The organism is Maricaulis sp. (assembly GCF_048268525.1).
GTDB lineage: Bacteria > Pseudomonadota > Alphaproteobacteria > Caulobacterales > Maricaulaceae > Maricaulis.
Map to the genome: position 1 here is coordinate 41,234 of NZ_JBLWVH010000003.1, position 16,634 is coordinate 57,867.

Consider the following 16,634-nt stretch of genomic DNA (forward strand, 5'->3'; position numbering starts at 1 on the left):
GCTCGTGCCTCCCGTCCCGAAAACCGTGGGCATTATGTGCTGGCGGTCTAGGGGGGAGGATAAGTTTTCGGGATTTTTCTGGCAGAGCACGTTTTCTCTCTCCCTTGGGAGAGGGCCAGGGTGAGGGGTAAATCCCGGTGACCGCAAGAGTTTCCCCCCTCATCCGGCCACTGGCCACCTGCTCCCAGGGGAGATGGCAAGTGATGCAGGGCGGGGATAAGTGGCGCGGATCAAGCAGGGGGCGAGGCGCGGCCCATGCCCCTACTCCGCCGCCTCGGCCTCAGCCTCTGCCGCCTTGTCCTTCCGGGCCTGCCATTTGGCCTTGATGGTTTTGGAGGTCTCCCGCGATCCATCCGGCGACCAGCCAGGCGGGGCGAGCAGATAGAGTGCCGCGTCCTTGAGCGATTTCGCGCCGGCCATGTCCTTCACGATACCCATCCACTCATGCAGGCAAATCTTGACCGGGTTGAAGGTGCCGAGATTCTTGACGATGCCGTAACGGCAGGGTTCGTCGTCACGCTCTTCCTGGAAGGTGCCGAACATCTTGTCCCAGATGATGAAGATGCCGGCATAGTTCCGGTCAAGATAGATCGGATTGGTGGCGTGGTGGACGCGGTGGTGCGAGGGCGTGTTGAAAACCGCTTCGAACCAGGCCGGACACCGTTTGATGGCCTCGGTATGGATCCAGAACTGGTAGATCAGGTTTAGCGCCCCGACAAAGGCGACCATCGCCGGATGGAAGCCGAGGAAGACCATGGCCGAGCCGAGCCACAGGAATTTCAACGTAAAGGGGCTGATCCAGGGCTGACGCAGAGCGGTGGTCAGATTGTAGTGCTGGGACGAGTGATGGACGACATGATCGGCCCAGAACCAGCGCACGGTATGGGCGAAACGGTGCGACCAGTAATACAGGAAATCGTCGAGGAAAAAGGCGATCACCCAGACCCACCAGGCGAAGGAAATGTCCAGCAGGCGGTTGTCGTAGACAAAGACCGACCAGCCACCCAGCAGAAGGCCGAAGATGATGCTGGAGACATTATTGCCCAGTCCCATCACCAGGCTGGCGGCGCTGTCCCGCGTCTCAAACCGGGTCTTGCCGGTCAGGCGCGCATGCAGCATCTCGGCGAAGACGGACAGGGTGAAGAACGGAATCGCGAGGGTAATCGGGTTCCAGTTCTGGACAAAGGCGGGGACGTCCATGGTCAACTCCTGGCGACGGGCTGGAGGGCATTGAGCCGGTCGGCCCATGTCGCGGCGGTCTCGGCACTGTCAAAGCGCAGGCGGGCCGGCGCAAAGACGAAATCATGCAAACGCAGGCGAAGCGTGGTTTCAGCCTCGACAACCGCATCGCGGACACTGCCCGGCGCCAGATAGCGAATGACGAAATCACTGCCCCGGGCAACCAGCAAACCAAGACACAGGCCTGACCGTTCCGCCACCAGAGCCCCCTCACCGTCCAGCGCCAGCACGCCCTCACCGGCTTCGAAGCCAACCCGGTCTGCGTCCAGGCGCTCGATCGCCTCGTCGAGCCCGGACAGTTTCGCCGTCTGGCTGATACCGAGGCGGGCGTTGACGAATACCATGGCGCTGACGCCGAGTATCGACCCGACGATCAGGAGTATCAGTCCCATCACAAAGCTCCGCGACAAACGAAAACGGGCGGGAGCCAATGGCCCCCGCCCGCAATCATACGCTTATTTGAACGTTGTTCACTAGCCGCGAACACGCAGGGTGATGCCATAGGTCTGCGGATCACCCGGATAGGCGTTGTAGCTGGTGCCGAGATAACCGACCGACGGGAAACCGCCCTTGGTGTAGTTCTCGTCAAAGATGTTCCGGCCCCACAGCTGTACCGCCCAGGCACCATCATCCGAGCCCAGCGTCACAGACGCATTGTAGAGCTGGAAGGCATCCTGGTTGGCGAAGGGACGCGGGTCCTGGCTGGTCGTGTGCGAGAATTCCGACACGTGGTTCATCTCGCCACGCCAGGACATTTCCATGCCCTCGCCGAGCTGGTGCGTGTAGGTCGCCGTCAGCGCACCGAGGAACTCGGAATTGCCGCGATCACGACCCGACAGGTCGTTGAACAGGGCTGTCACGCCAGCGCCGTTGGTGCGCTCGGCACCCGGTACGCAGAGCGCGAAGTCCGGATCGGTCGAGTCGAAGCTGTCCGGGCAAGGCGCGTAGAGATATTCACCGTACTTGCTTTCGAACAGATAGGTGAAACCACCGGTGATCAGCAGGTTGTCGGTCGGTGCCCACTGGCCTTCAAACTCGATACCCGAGACCTCGATCGAACCGGCATTTTCCAGCGCGAAGCCGTTGCCGACGAAATTGTTGGTCTGGAAATCGGTCACTTCCTGGTTGAAGTAGGCCATCGCATAAACGAAGCGACCGCCATCCAGCGAGCCCTTGGCACCGATTTCGAAGTTCTCGGCAGTTTCTTCCTCGAACTCGAACACACCGGTGAAGGCGGCATTGGTCGAGACGTTGAAGCCACCCGGCTTGTAGCCCGTCGCGTAGGACGCATAGACGTTGAACGTGTCGGAGACATCATAGGACAGGATGATGTTGCCCGAGAAGTTCGTGTCATTGCGCGAGGTCGGGAAGTTACCCGCATTGACCGGCGGCCAGTTCTGGAAGGCCGTGAAGCCCAACAGCGGGTTCAGGGCCGGATTGGAGGCCTGTGCTTCGGTCAGCGCCGTGGTCGGCGAGATGCCAAGTGCCAGAAGCGTGTTCAGCAGGGTCGGATCGCCACCCAGGGCTTCTGCCTGGGCCTGACCGAACAGGATGGACGGGACCAGATAGGCGCAGGCATCACCACCGATGACACCGAACAGGCCCGGATCACAGGTTCCCGGTGTCACCAGGCGCAGATCGCGCGCCAGGTCGACAAAGGAGAAGGCCGACATTGGATCAGGCTGGTTGATTGCCGTCGTCATTTCCTTGTCTTCGTCGGAATAACGACCGCCAAAGGTGACCGTGAACTGGTCAGTCAGGTGCCAGTCAACCGTACCGAAGGCCGACCAGGCCGTCGTGTTGTACTGATAGCTTTCCGAGATCAGGCCGTGCTGGGTCGAGATGAAACCCTCGGCGGGTGTTGTCGGCAGGGCACCATTGCCCGAGGCCAGCGGAACAACGCCACCAACGCCGGCAGCCTGGTTCATGTCCAGGAAGATTTCGAGCAGCGACACGCCACCCGTGCCGGCCGGCAGGCCGAAGGACGAGACCAGAGCTGCGACACTCGGGGCCGAAGCCGCATCGAAGAAGGTCCGCGCGTCGGCACCATAAGGCGTCGAATTGTCGTAGTTCAGCTCGTTATTGTAGTAGAAACCGCCGAACATCCAGTCGACATCATTATTGCCCGTGGAGGTCACGCGGAACTCCTGGGTGAAGCTGTCATACTGGTTCTGGATGTGCCGCAGGCTGATCAGGTCTAGATCCGAGAAGTCGGCGTCAAATGTCTGGTCTTCGTCGTACTGGCGAAAGGCAGTGATCGAGGTGAAGATGAACCCGTCAAAGTCATGCTCGATCTGGGCCGAGATGCCTTGTGTCGTCAGCTGGGTGTTGAGGTCACCATCGATGGCAATCGTGTCGCCGCCATTGACATCGGCCGGAACAGCCGTACCGCCGAGACCAACCAAAGCGGCCAGGTCGATCGGATCGTAAAAGGCGAACGGAGCGGCACAGCAATTCTCGTCGAGATTGCCCCAGTCGGCGGTGATGCGGACTTCGGTATTGTCGCTCGGATTGAACAGCAGCTGACCGCGGAAGCTCATGCGATCGCGGTTGTTGGCCTCACGGCCATCGACGACGTCGATATAGCCGTCATTCTGGTGGATATTGCCGTCGAGGCGGAAGGCCATGTTGTCAGACAGCGGACCGGTCACGGTGCCGCGCGCCTGGCGCATGCCGTAATTGCCGACCGTCACTTCGCCGGCATAGTTGGAATCAAAGTCCGGCTCCATCGTAATGACGCTGACAACGCCGGCCGGGGTGTTGCGGCCGAAGATGGTGGACTGCGGGCCACGAATGACCTCGATGCGCTCAACCGACATCAGGTCGTTGATCGCAGAGCCCGAACGCGGGCGGTAGACACCGTCGATGAAGACACCGACGGACGGCTCGAGGCCGGGGTTGAAGCTGGACGTACCGATACCGCGCAGATTGAACTCGGTATTGGTCGAGGTGGCGAACTCGGAGACGCGAAGCGCCGGAACGAGCGTCTGCAGGTCAGCGGCATCGCGGATTTGCGACTGCTCGAGCTGCTCGCCGGTTACAACGGCGACGGAGACCGGCGTATCCTGAAGCGTCTGTTCGCGCTTTTGGGATGTCACGGTGATCACGTCGACCTGGGCCATTGCGCTACCCGCAAAAAGCCCACTCAGAATTGCCGTCGTGCCCATCGCGACGGCTTTGGAAAACAGTTTCATTGGAATTTCTCCCCTGTGGCGCGGTTTTATAAGCCAACCATTCCGCGCATCTGTCCAATATATGAACACCGCTCGACACCTCTGTCAGCCGGTTTATCCCAGTCCCGCAAAAAACATGCCCGGCCTGATGCACGGATACCTCACCCACGAAATTCGATTTTCGGGTTCGTCCTGCCCCTTTTCTCCGGTGACAACTCTGATACGTTAGCAAGTGAACAGCGTTCATATCGCTGTCTTGGGGAGACAAATGAAGAAATTTATCATTGGGTTAGCTGTCATTGTCGGCACCATTGCCATCGCGGGCGCCGGTTGGTTCTATCGGCCCTGGTCGGATTACTCGCCGGCCGAAATACAGGCTGCCACCCAGCCCGACCGCCTCGTGGAAACATTTTCGAATATGGGGGATGTTTTCCCCTATCGCGCGATAAACCCATCCGAATCGGCGCGTGAATTACCGCGAAACCTTCAAATGGCGAGTGTTGGGTACCGCCTGCAGGACATGGACCGGACAGTCGAAGACTGGATGGAAGACAGCGACACGACCGGCCTGATGGTGATCCACAATGGCGAGATCGTGCACGAGACATACCGGCTGGGCGCCGATGCCGACACCCGCCACACCTCCTGGTCGGTCGGCAAGAGCTTCGTCGCCACCCTCATCGCCATGGCCATGCAGGACGGCCGCATCGCCAATCTCGACCAGAGCGCCGAGATGTTCGCCCCGCAATATGGCGGTTCCGACTTTGGTGACACGACGCTGCGCCATCTTCTCATGATGTCGGCCGGCATGGACTTCGAGGAAGATTACAACGCCCCGAATTCGGACATCCGCCGCCTCTTCCTGGGCGCCAACATCTATGGCCAGAACATCGACCGTCTGGTCGCCGAGATTGAACGCAACCGCGCACCCGGCGAGGACCTGCACTATGTCAGTGCCAACACCCAGGTGCTCTCGGCGGTGGTTCGCGGTGTCTATAACGACAATCTGGCCAATATCGTCCAGGACCGCATCTGGCAGCCCCTCGGCATGACCGGCGAGGCCTACTGGAACCAGAACATTCCGGGCGAGAACGGGATGGCGATCGGCTATTGCTGCCTCAATGCGACGCTGGAAGACTATGCCCGCTTCGGGCAATTCTACCTGCAGGACGGCATCTGGGATGGCGAGCGCTTGCTGCCCGAAGGCTGGGTTACCCAGGCCACACGCCCGAACGCCCCGTTTCAGGAAGCCGGACCGGATTCGGTCTATGCCCATCGCGGTTATGGCCTGCACTTCTGGGTGCCGGAAAACCATGACGGGGAATACTTCATGGCCGGTGTCTACGGTCAGTATGTGTGGGTGGATGAGCGCCGCAATATAGTCATCGCCCGCACCGCGGCCGACACCGAATGGGGTGGCCGGACCGAGGAATCGATCATCGCCATGCGCGCCCTCGCCGCCCACTACGGAGACGCCGTGACGGCAGAGCCGACCCCGGTCGCCCCGGAACAGCAGGACGTTGAGACAGGAGGCGGCGATGAGCAGCACTGATTACGACTATATCATCTGCGGCGCCGGTTCGGCCGGCTGCACGGTCGCCGAACGCCTGTCTCGCGACCCGTCCGTATCGGTCCTGGTGCTCGAGGCCGGCGGTTCTGATGACAGCCCGATCATCCGCACGCCGATGTTGCTGCAATACGCAGTCACGGGTGAACAGTTCAACTGGGGCTATTGGACCGAGCCGCAAAAACACCTCAACGACCGCAAGCTTCTCTGGCCTCGCGGCAAGACGCTCGGTGGTTCGTCCTCGATCAACGCCATGCACTACATGCGCGGCGCGAAAGAGAATTACGACGAGTGGGAGAGCGCCTATGGCGCCGAGGGCTGGGGCTGGGAGAATGCCCTGCCCGCCTTCAAGGAAGTCCAGAACCAGACCCGCGGCGCCAGTGATCTGCATGGCACGGACGGCCCGCTCTGGGTCCAGGATATCAAGCCGCTCAACCCGCTGACAGAGGATTTCCTCAAGGCTGCGGACCAGCTGCAATACAAGCGCAATGACGACTTCAACGGTCCGCAACAGGAAGGTTTTGGCCCCTACCAGGTGACCCAGAAAGGCAATAAGCGCTGCTCAGCCGCCGACGCCTTCCTGAGACCGGCCCTGGAACGCGACAATTGCAGCGTCCAGACCGGCGCCCTGGTCCATCGCGTCGTTATCGAGGATGGCCGCGCCTCCGGCGTCGAGGTTGAAATCGAGGGCGAGGTCCGCGTCATCAATGCGCGCAAGGAAGTCGTCCTGTCCGGCGGGGCGATCAACTCGCCGCAGACCTTGCTCCTGTCAGGTATCGGCCCGGCGGACGAATTGCGCGAGGCCGGGGTCAGCGTCGTCCACGACCTGCCCGGCGTCGGCAAGAACCTGCAGGACCATCTCGATGTCACGGCCCAGGTCTGGACCAAATCATCGACATCGATCGGGAATTCCCTTCGCTCCCTGCCCACCCACATGTACATGGTGGCGCGCTGGGCGCTGCGCGGCGATGGCCCCTTCACGGTCAATCCCGTCCAGGGCGGTGCCTTCATCAAATCGGCCTATGCCGAAGACCTGCCCGACCTGCAACTGGTCTTCATCCCGGCGATCTCCAATCCGCACGGTGTTGAAAAAACAAGCGGTCACGGCATCACCCTGCATGTCTGCCAGCTCTATCCCAAGAGCCGCGGCGATATCCGGCTGAAAAGTACCGATCCCACCGACCATCCGGCGATCCAGCCCAATTATCTCGCCGAGGACTTCGATCTCGATGTGATGACCGACGGGCTGGCCAAGGTACGCGACATTCTCAATGCGCCGGCCTTTGACCATGACCGCAAGGCGGAGCGCTATCCCGGTGCCGACATCACCACCATGGACGGGCTGCGAGAGGATGTGAAAGCGCGCTCCGAAACGCTCTACCATCCGACTTCGACCTGCGCGATGGGATCGGGTGAGCTGGCCGTTACCGACAGTCGCTGCCGGGTCCGCGGCGTCGACGGGCTGCGCGTCATTGACGCCTCCGTCATGCCCCGACTTGTCGGTGGCAATACCAACGCACCCACGATCATGATCGCGACCCGAGCTGCCGCGATGATCGCCGAAGACAACGCCTGAGGAGCCCACCATGAGTGAAGCCGAAGCCAAACAGATCGAACGCATGAAATCCCTCCTGGCGGGTCAGAAATCGGCCTTCCGGGCCGAGCGGCATCGCCCGATCGACAAGCGCAAGGCCGACCTCGACCGGCTTGCCGATCTGTGCCGCAGACACGCCGACGCCATCGCCGAGGCGATAAGCCGGGATTTCGGAAACCGGGCCAAACAGGAAAGCGTCATCGCGGAGATTGCCTTCGTCATCCAGGATTCCGGCCATGCCAAGAAGCATCTCGGCAAATGGATGAAGGCGCGCAAGGTCGGCGTGCCCCTGACCCTGGCGCCGGGTTCGGCCACCATACGCCGCGAACCCAAGGGCGTTGTCGGCATCGTCTCGCCGTGGAATTACCCGTTCCAGCTGGCCATGGCGCCGCTGGTCGCCGCGCTGGCGGCGGGTTGCCGGGCGATGATCAAGCCGTCCGAATACACCCCGGCCACCGGCGAGATCATAAAATCCCTGCTGGCCGAGGCTTTCGAGGATGACCATGTCACCGTGATCACCGGCGGTCCGGCCGTCGGCGAGGCTTTCACCAAGCTGAAATTCGATCACCTTTTCTATACAGGCTCGACCCAGGTCGGCCGTCTGGTGGCCATGGCCGCTGCCGACAATCTGGTTCCGGTCACACTGGAGCTGGGCGGCAAGTCGCCGGCCATCGTCACCCCGACCTACCCGCAGGATGCCGCCGCCAAATCGATCGGCTGGGGGAAATTCTTCAATGCCGGCCAGACCTGTGTGGCACCGGACTATGTGCTGGCGCCCAATGGCAAGGAAAAGTCCCTCGGCGAAGCCATCATCAAGGTTGCTGCGCACCAGTTTTCCGATGCCGCCACCGACGACGCCTACACAGCCATCGTTTCGGATCGTCACTATGATCGCCTGATGGGCATGATCGAGGAAGCCCGGGCCGGTGGTGCGGAAATCCTGCAGCCCAAGCACGACGTCGAGGCCGCCAGGGCCGGTCGCAAGATCCCGCCGACCGTCGTCATCAACCCACCCGCCGACAGCCGTTTGATGACCGAGGAAATCTTCGGGCCGGTGCTGCCCATCATCGGCTATTCCGAGCTCGACGCCGCCACCGATCATGTCGCCGATCGCGACCATCCGCTGGCGCTCTATGTCTACTCGACCGACAAGACCGAAGCCGAACGCGTGCTCGACAGCACGATGTCGGGTGGAGCCGGCGTCAATATCAATCTGCTGCACCTGTCCGTGCCCGACCTGCCCTTCGGCGGTGTCGGCGCCTCCGGCCAGGGCAGCTATCATGGCGAGCATGGATTCCTGACCTTCACCCATGAGCGCTCGGTCTTCCGGACCGGCAAATGGCACCCGTCCCGCCTGCTTGCTCCGCCCTATGGCAAGATGTACGAAACCGTCGCAAAGAAGCAGATGAAATAGGCGACAAATGACGGGACAACTGGCGGGCAAGCGCGCCCTGATCACCGGCTCCAGCCACGGCGTCGGCCTGGCGGCAGCCCACATGTTCGCCGCCCAGGGCGCACAAGTCGTCCTGCACGGCAACCAGAACATGGCGGATGCCGACCAGGCCGTGCAGGCCATCGGCCCGGCGGCACTGGGCGCGGTGCAGGCCGATCTGTCCCTGCCGGGCGCCGGGCGCGATCTCTATGACGCGGCCCTGCACCTGGCCTCCGGCCGCCTCGATATCATCGTCAACAATGCCGGCATCCACTGGGCCAGCCCGCTCGACAGTTCCGACAGTGACTGGGAGACCAGCTGGGCGACCACGCTGCAGGTCAATCTGATGGCCGTTGCCGATATCTGCCGCGCCGCGATCCCGGAAATGGTCGCCTCGGGCGGTGGCTCGATCATCAATATCGCCAGCCGGGCCGGCTATCGCGGCGAAGACCGCAACCATATGGCCTATGGCGCCTCCAAGGGCGCGCTGCTCTCGCTAACCAAGACCATCGCCCGGCAATGGGGCGGCGACAGTGTCTATGCCTATGCATTGGCGCCGGGCTGGATCGACACCCGCATGGGTCCTCAGCACGAGGAAGACCGGGCCCGCGCCAAGGCTGAAATCCCGATCGGCGAGCTGGCCCACCCCGACGAGATCGCCGCCATGTGCGCCTTCCTCGCCTCCGGTGCCTGCCGCAGTGCGACGGGCAGCTGTATCGACATCAATGGCGCCAGCTACGTCCGGTGACGGATGACATCCCTGCCCCCCTGTTCGATGACGATGCCGGCTTTCGACAGGCCCTCACCTGCCTGCTCGGTGGAGAGCCGGCCGCTGAAGCCGAGTTGCAGGCACACTGGATCGCCACACCGGTCGGCCCGTTGCTGGCCATTGCCGATGCGACCCGTCTGCGTCTGCTGGAATTTTTCGACCGCGGCATCCTGCCCGCCGAACTGATTAAGCTGCGAACCAAGACCGGCTCCGCGATCTCGCTCGGTTCGCCACCGCCGACAGACCTGCTGTCGACGGAATTGCACGCCTATTTCCTGGGCCGCTCCGCGTCATTCACAACCCCACTCGCTCCGGTCGGCACCCTGTTCGAGCAACGTGCCTGGAAGGCCCTTCTGGACGTCCCGGCCGGCGAGACCCGCAGTTATGGCGAACAGGCCCGTGCCCTGGACCAGCCGACCGCGACCCGTGCCGTTGCCCGAGCCAACGGCGCCAACCCGATCGCCCTGGTCATCCCCTGCCACCGGATTATCGGCGCGGACGGGTCATTGACCGGTTATGGTGGAGGTCTGTGGCGCAAGCGCTGGCTGCTCGATCACGAGCGGCGGGCCTTTGGCCAGGTCCTGATCTGATCAGAAGCGCTGATACGCCGCGGCACCGCGCTGGGCCAGGTTCGACCGGGACGGCGTCGCGGCCCAACCCGGCTCGGCGCCCTGCTCCTCGCCACTGATGGCGCAGGGGGCTTGGTAAGCGTGAAAAACATCCAGCAATTGTGCGCCGAGCAGCATGATATCGAACGGTTTGGCGATCACCGCCTGGGCGCCGTTTTCCTTCAGCTGTTTCCAGTTGGCGACATCCGACCGCGCGGTCAGGAAGACGAAGGGCACGGCATCACCATTCGGCAGTGCCCGGATCGCACGCATCGCGTCGAGCCCGGTCATCCCCGGCATCAAGTGATCAAACAGGCAGATATCATAGGAACCGATCTTGAATGACTCGATCGCCGCGCGGGCGTCGGCAGCGTGAGAGACTTCGAATCCCGACACCGATTCAAGCGAAAACCGGATGAGATTCGCATTCGCTTCGATGTCTTCGAGCAATAAAACCCGCTGCAATGTCTTGCCCATACCAAACACCTTAACACCGCGCATCACTGCTGACGTGCGCTTTGGAACAATGTCCGGGCCCGGATTGAAACTATGGTTAACAGCCCGTCCCATTGAAATCCCCTCAAGGAGTACAAATAGGGAAGTTACATGGTTTCAATAAGTTACAGTCAGGGCCTCCGCGAAATCAGGCACTCATTTAATATTCAGCAGCTGTACTTGGCCTACAGAGCAGGTGTCGCGCCGCGCCTGCCAACAAGAATCGGGTGGCAGTCCGGGCGATCGGTCCGGCATCCTTCCCGCTGAGCCATTTGGCTGATCCCGCTGAAAGAACAAAATCATGACGCCGTCCGAAAAAGCCGCCGCGTTTGCCGCCCTTCACGTCGCCGGCAACCCGCTTGTCCTCTTCAATATCTGGGATGCGGGGAGCGCAGCAGCTGTCGTCTCGGCAGGTGCGAACGCCCTCGCGACGGGCAGCCATTCTGTCGCCGCAGCGCAGGGCTGGCCCGACGGCGAAGGCCTGCCGCTCGACGCCCTGCTGGACGTCGTCACCCGCATCACAGCCACTACAAAATTGCCGCTCAGCGTGGATTTCGAGAGCGGTTTCGCCCGCGAACCCGAGCGGGTCGCCGAGAATATCACCCGCCTCGCTTCCACCGGTGCCGTAGGTGTCAATTTCGAGGACCAGGTCATCGGTGGAGCGCCCGAGGGCGGGCTCTACCCGGTCTACCCGATTGACGAACAGGTGACGCGCCTGCGGGCCGTGCGCGCGGCCGCCAACGCGGCCGGATTGCCTCTTTTCATCAATGCCCGGACTGACCTCTTCCTGCGCCAGGCCGACATCACCAAGCACACGGAACTTGTGCCGCAGGCGATCGAGCGCGCAGCAGCCTACGCCGAGGCCGGGGCTTCGGGCCTGTTCGTTCCGGGCCTCGTCACGCCCGGACTGATCGAACAGCTCGTCGGCGCGACCGGCCTTCCTGTCAACGTCATGGCCAGCCCCGGCATGCCTGACAGGGCAGGTCTTGCTGCACTGGGCGTCGCCCGTATCAGCCATGGCCCCTACCCTTTCATTCGCACCATGGCCCGATTGGGACGCTGGGCTGCCGATGCCATGGGCTAGCGGACGCCAGCATCCCGGCGGCCTCCCTCGCCCGCGATCATCCATCATGACCTCGCTTGGGGTTGTGCTCTTCGCTCTGCGCGGGCAGATAGGAGCCAATTGCCGCGACTTGCGGCGTGCCAATCCGGCTTTCAACCTCACCAGGGACCCGTCCAGTTTGAAAAACTACGCAAATCCGAGCTTCGCCGATCGCAATAAAAGCGCCGCAGAGGCCAAGAAGAAGCTTCTGGAAAAATTCAAGAATGCGCCGAAACCCGACGAGGCCCAGCTGGCTGCCCGTCGCGCCGAACGCGAAGCCGCCGACAAGGCCCGCGAAGCGCGTCGCATTGAGCGCGAACGCGTGAAGGCCGAGGAAAAGGCCCGCAAGGAAGCTGAACTCGCCGAAAAGGCCGCCGCCGCCCTCGCCGCCGAAAAAGCCGCCGCCGATGCCCTAGTGGCCGAAGAAGCCGCCAAGAAAGCCGCCCGCGACGAACGCTACGCGGCGCGCAAGGCCCGCAAGCGCTAACCAACTGACTGTTCGCTGGAATCGGAGGGGACATGGGCCATTCGCCTGCGGTCCTCACGATTTCGGCAACTGTTTCGAATCTGCCTTGTCTGTCTGTATCCGGTCTCCCATCCTGTGCATTGACGCTCGCTGATCGAGCCTCAATTGACCGGGGTGCAGGGGACAGGACATGCCACTCAGCATGAATTATACGGCGGCCGCGGCTTGTTTGGTGAGCCTCGCAGGGCAAGCCTTGGCGCAACCCGGCGGCGAGACCCTGCCCTATGAGGATCCACGCCTGCAATCACTGGCGACGGTCGAGCTGACACAGTTTGCCGGTGAGCATGATTTGCGCCGCTATCTGCACCGGGTCGGCGAACTCGCCGATGAGTGGGACCTGTACTGGGCTGACGATCTATTGTCGAAGTCGAAGCCGAGTGCGCTCTCCTGGTCCTGCCAGGGTGCCGAAGACGAGTGCGATACGATCGTTGTTACCGGGTCGAGAATTTCGGCGCCCAATCCAACCATTACCAACAATCAAACGACCGGCGTCGATGAGGGCGATATCGTCAAGCAGATTGGCGATTTCCTTGTCGTCCTGCAGGACGGACGCCTGTTCTCGGTCAACCTGCAGCCGGATGGCGCGCCGGGCCTCGAATATGCTGACCGCCTCGACGTCTATCTCGACCCCGACCGAAGAGTCTGGATCGACGAAATGCTGGTCACCGGCAACCGCATCATCGTCACCGGCTACTCCTACGACGATGACGCGAGCGAGCTGACCGTGCTGGAAATGGACGAGACCGGACAATTCGTCCGCCTTGGCAGCTTCCTGATTTCGTCCAGCGACTATTACGACGTCGACAATTACGCGACCCGCATCGTGGACGGGCAGCTGGTTGTGCACATGCCTTACCTGGTCAGCGATATGGACAGTCTCGACTCGGACAGTTGGCCGACCCTGCGTCGCTGGACATCCGAAGACTCGCAACCGGACAATCGCCGGCCGCTGTTTGATGCGCGGGAAATTTACCGCCCCGTTCTGCCGATTATTGAGCCAACCATACACACGATATCGGTCTGCGACCTTGGTCGCGGGGACCGCGCCGATCTTGATTGCCACACCCAGGCCTTCATCGCCGGCCCCTCAACAGAACTCTATGTGAGCGGCGAACACGCCTATCTCTGGACAGGGGGAAGCTGGGAGAGCCAAAACGCCGATGACCTGCCGGTTCAGGGGCGCCACTGCACGATGCGAGAGGTGCTGTCGCCCGAAATGACGCCGCCGGCCGGCATTTATCGCATGTCACTCGAAACAGGAGAGCTGGCCGTTGTCGGCACGCGTGGCACTCCGGCTGATCAATTCAGTTTCGCCGAGTCCGCTCGGCTTCTCCGCAGTTTCGTGACTCTGGAAGATCCTCATTGTGCCTATGACGATCTGGACGACCGGGTATTCGATCACGCCATCCTTCAGGCGTCGTTGATCTCCATCCCGGATCGGGCTTTCTCGACGCGGTTCCGCGAAGTGTCCGCCGATCGCTACACAGCGCTCCCGGGAGCGGAGTTCGGCGTCGGCCTGGAAAACCGCTTTACAGACACCCACCTCGTTTACGGCTGGTCTGTCCTTGAGCCTGGCAACGCCCCCTGGTGGGACGAAACAGCCCGAAAGCCGGCTCAAATGGTGATGGTCCCACTCGAGGACCCGTCCAACACGTCAAACCTGGCGCTCCCGCATTCCCTGCTTCGACTTGAAACGATCGACACGGGTCTGATCGCAACCGGTTATGTCCACCGCGAGGGCCTGAGCGTCTCGCATTTGACCACGGAAGGCGACTTTCAGCTGGCGGCCACCGCCCTGTTGCCCGACCGGTTGGAGACCGAAGGCCGGTCGCACGCCTTCAACTTCACTCGGCGCGCTGATGGCACCGCCATTCTCGGGCTCCCGACCGAGCGCGTACCCGGGCCGGCTTTTCGCCGCTGGTGGCGCAGCACCGCCTCGGAACTAAGCTTTCTGAGCCTCGATGAAGAAGCGGGCTTTACCGCGCTCGGCACACTTGAGCCGGTCGACAGCGACGCGGCGGAACATCCCGACTATGAGTGCGAGGTGTCCTGTGTCGACTGGTATGGCAATTCGAGGCCCATCTTCACCCAGGGACGCGTGTTCGCGCTTTTGAGCACCGAGATCGTCGAGGGTGGGATATCCGGTGACAGGATCAAACCGATCCGTCGCGTGGACCTCACCGCACCGCTTCCGGTCGAACAAAACTCCCAAACTGCGCGCGCGCTCGCCATGGAAGGTTCCGGCGCGCATTGATTTCTCAGGGCATGAACCGAAGTGCGGCCTACCCCTTGATAATGGCACTAGCAAAAGTGAACCCCTCCACGCGAAGCGGAGCAGCGCTCCCTACTCCGCCGCGACAGCCTGTTGCCCGGCCCGATAGACCGTGCCCGGCATGGCGCCGGTGAGCTTGCCCTCTTCCATCACCACTTCGCCGGCGACGATGGTTGCGACATAGCCGGTGGCGCCCTGCAGCAGGCGCTGTCCGCCGGCGGGCAGATCGCGTTCCATGTGGGGTGGCTCCATCTGCAGGCGGTCGAGGTCGATGATGTTGATATCGGCCTTCAGGCCCTCGCGCAGATAGCCGCGATCTGTCATGCCCATATAGTCAGCCTGGGCGCCGGTCAGCATGCGCACCACGCGCGGCAGGTCGAGCTTACGGCCACGTTTGCGGTCGCGGGTCCAGTGGGTCAGCATGTAGGTCGGCATGGAGGCATCGCAGACCGTGCCGACATGGGCGCCACCATCAGACAGGCCATAGAGCGCCTGCGGATGCTCCATCATCTTGAGCACATTGTCGTAATTGAGCTCTGTATAGTTATAGAGCGGCAGATAGATCAGCTCGTGACCATCGCGCTCCAGCAGCGTGTCATAGACCATCTCCATCAGGGAAACGCCCTTGGACCGCGCCCGCGCCGCCAGCGAATTCTCGCCGGACTGCTCATAGTCGGGCGGATTGCCGAGCTGGAAGAATTTCTCGGCCACGAACTCGATATGCTCCATCAGCATGTCGGCCAGCGGCGGCACCGACGAGCCCGGCCCCGAAAGCTTGTCGGTCGTCTCCGACAGGATCTGCGCCTTGAAGGCCGGGTCCTTCATCCGCGCGACGCGCTGGACGAGCGGCAGGTCGGCGATGGTCTTGTAGCTGGGATAGCCCATGAAGGGGTGGAAGGTGCAGTTGAAGCCCAGGAAGACGCCGATGGCGCGCGGGGCGACCTGCATGCGGGCATCGACGCCCTCGTCTTTCAGTTTTTCCGTCCGCTCGATCAGTTTGAGCCACTGATCCGGCGCGAAATCGCGCTGCATGAGGGAGAAGGAGAAGGGCCGGCCGGACGCCTTGGCGTAGTCGGCAATAATGCTCCACTCATCGTCGAAGTCCTGCTCGCCGCGCTCCAGATTGAAGTCGGAGACGGCTTGCACCACGCCGAAATCGAGGCCGTTGAAAGCCTTCGCGATGCCGGTCAATTCCTCACGCGTGGATTCCGAGGACGGTGTCCATTCGCCGTCGGCGGTCTTGTGGACATCCGAACGCCCGGTCGCGAAACCGACCGCGCCGGCTTCCAGCGCCTCGCGGGTCAAACGGCGCATCTCGGCGATGTCGGCGTCATTGGCCGGCTCTGAATGCACCGCCCGGTCACCCATCACATAGACGCGCAGCGGGTCGTGCGGGACCATGGCGGCGATGTCGATGGTGCGCGGAATTTTCGACAGGGCGTCGAGATAGTCCGGGAAGCTCTCCCAGTCCCAGGTCAGGCCTTCATGAAGGGCAGTGCCGGGAATATCCTCGACGCCTTCCATCAGCTTGATCAGCTTCTCGTGATCGGCCTCGCGCACAGGTGCAAAGCCGACACCGCAATTGCCCATCACCGCCGTGGTGACGCCGTGATCGATGGAGGGCCGCAGCATGCCGTCCCAACTCGCCTGGCCGTCATAATGGGTATGGATATCGACAAAGCCCGGCGTGACCAGCTTGCCGGTCGCATCGATCGTGCGGGCCGCCTCGCCCAGATCCTGGCCGATAGCGGCAATGCGCCCGTTCTTGATGGCGATATCCGCGGTTACCGGCGTCGCGCCGCTGCCGTCATGGACCTGACCGCCCGTAATCTTGAGATCAAACATGTCTGCCTCCCG

Annotated in this window: 13 protein-coding genes; 8 read left to right on the forward strand and 5 right to left on the reverse strand. The window is 62.2% G+C overall.

The annotated features are described in order from the left end of the window. Window positions 1-261: 261 nt before the first annotated feature. The 3 genes from ACN0X9_RS02515 to ACN0X9_RS02525 all read right to left on the reverse strand — a co-directional run bounded on the left by ACN0X9_RS02515 (window position 262) and on the right by ACN0X9_RS02525 (window position 4,433). Window positions 262-1,200, reverse strand: coding sequence for a sterol desaturase family protein (locus ACN0X9_RS02515; protein ID WP_417486062.1), 939 nt, complete (start codon window positions 1,198-1,200; stop codon window positions 262-264). A gap of 2 nt (window positions 1,201-1,202) precedes the next feature. Then, window positions 1,203-1,631: a hypothetical protein gene (locus tag ACN0X9_RS02520; RefSeq protein WP_417486063.1), complete on the reverse strand. Its 429-nt coding sequence runs from the start codon at window positions 1,629-1,631 to the stop codon at window positions 1,203-1,205. An 81-nt stretch (window positions 1,632-1,712) separates the two neighbouring features. Continuing rightward, complete coding sequence (locus ACN0X9_RS02525; RefSeq protein WP_417486064.1) at window positions 1,713-4,433, reverse strand: TonB-dependent receptor; 2,721 nt, start codon at window positions 4,431-4,433, stop codon at window positions 1,713-1,715. 247 nt (window positions 4,434-4,680) lie between these two features. Between ACN0X9_RS02525 and ACN0X9_RS02530 the strand changes: the two genes are divergently transcribed. Genes ACN0X9_RS02530 through ACN0X9_RS02550 form a run of 5 tightly spaced genes read left to right on the forward strand, consistent with a single transcriptional unit; the run spans window position 4,681 to window position 10,364 of the window. Next, complete coding sequence (locus tag ACN0X9_RS02530; protein ID WP_417486065.1) at window positions 4,681-5,964, forward strand: serine hydrolase domain-containing protein; 1,284 nt, start codon at window positions 4,681-4,683, stop codon at window positions 5,962-5,964. Beyond that, a complete protein-coding gene (locus ACN0X9_RS02535; RefSeq protein ID WP_417486066.1) occupies window positions 5,951-7,555 on the forward strand; it encodes a GMC family oxidoreductase in 1,605 nt (534 codons plus the stop codon). Before ACN0X9_RS02530 ends, ACN0X9_RS02535 begins: the two co-directional genes overlap by 14 nt. A gap of 10 nt (window positions 7,556-7,565) precedes the next feature. Next, window positions 7,566-8,987 (forward strand): coniferyl aldehyde dehydrogenase, encoded by a 1,422-nt coding sequence (locus ACN0X9_RS02540; RefSeq protein WP_417486067.1) that lies wholly within the window; start codon window positions 7,566-7,568, stop codon window positions 8,985-8,987. Between the two features lie 7 nt (window positions 8,988-8,994). After that, window positions 8,995-9,753 (forward strand): SDR family NAD(P)-dependent oxidoreductase, encoded by a 759-nt coding sequence (locus tag ACN0X9_RS02545; protein WP_417486068.1) that lies wholly within the window; start codon window positions 8,995-8,997, stop codon window positions 9,751-9,753. Beyond that, window positions 9,750-10,364 (forward strand): methylated-DNA--[protein]-cysteine S-methyltransferase, encoded by a 615-nt coding sequence (locus ACN0X9_RS02550; RefSeq protein WP_417486069.1) that lies wholly within the window; start codon window positions 9,750-9,752, stop codon window positions 10,362-10,364. The genes ACN0X9_RS02545 and ACN0X9_RS02550 overlap by 4 nt, the downstream gene beginning before the upstream one ends. On the opposite strand, the gene ACN0X9_RS02555 is transcribed toward ACN0X9_RS02550, so the two are convergent. After that, window positions 10,365-10,859 (reverse strand): response regulator, encoded by a 495-nt coding sequence (locus tag ACN0X9_RS02555; RefSeq protein ID WP_417486070.1) that lies wholly within the window; start codon window positions 10,857-10,859, stop codon window positions 10,365-10,367. A 319-nt stretch (window positions 10,860-11,178) separates the two neighbouring features. On the opposite strand from ACN0X9_RS02555, the gene ACN0X9_RS02560 reads away from it, so the two are divergent. The 3 genes from ACN0X9_RS02560 to ACN0X9_RS02570 all read left to right on the forward strand — a co-directional run bounded on the left by ACN0X9_RS02560 (window position 11,179) and on the right by ACN0X9_RS02570 (window position 14,759). Further along, window positions 11,179-11,961, forward strand: a complete 783-nt coding sequence (locus ACN0X9_RS02560) for an isocitrate lyase/PEP mutase family protein (protein WP_417486071.1) — start codon at window positions 11,179-11,181, stop codon at window positions 11,959-11,961. Window positions 11,962-12,118: 157 nt separating this feature from the next. Then, a complete protein-coding gene (locus ACN0X9_RS02565) occupies window positions 12,119-12,466 on the forward strand; it encodes a DUF6481 family protein (protein WP_323761066.1) in 348 nt (115 codons plus the stop codon). Window positions 12,467-12,635: 169 nt separating this feature from the next. Beyond that, window positions 12,636-14,759, forward strand: a complete 2,124-nt coding sequence (locus ACN0X9_RS02570; protein ID WP_417486072.1) for a beta-propeller domain-containing protein — start codon at window positions 12,636-12,638, stop codon at window positions 14,757-14,759. 90 nt (window positions 14,760-14,849) lie between these two features. On the opposite strand, the gene ACN0X9_RS02575 is transcribed toward ACN0X9_RS02570, so the two are convergent. Beyond that, window positions 14,850-16,622, reverse strand: a complete 1,773-nt coding sequence (locus ACN0X9_RS02575; protein ID WP_417486073.1) for an N-acyl-D-amino-acid deacylase family protein — start codon at window positions 16,620-16,622, stop codon at window positions 14,850-14,852. Window positions 16,623-16,634: the final 12 nt, after the last annotated feature.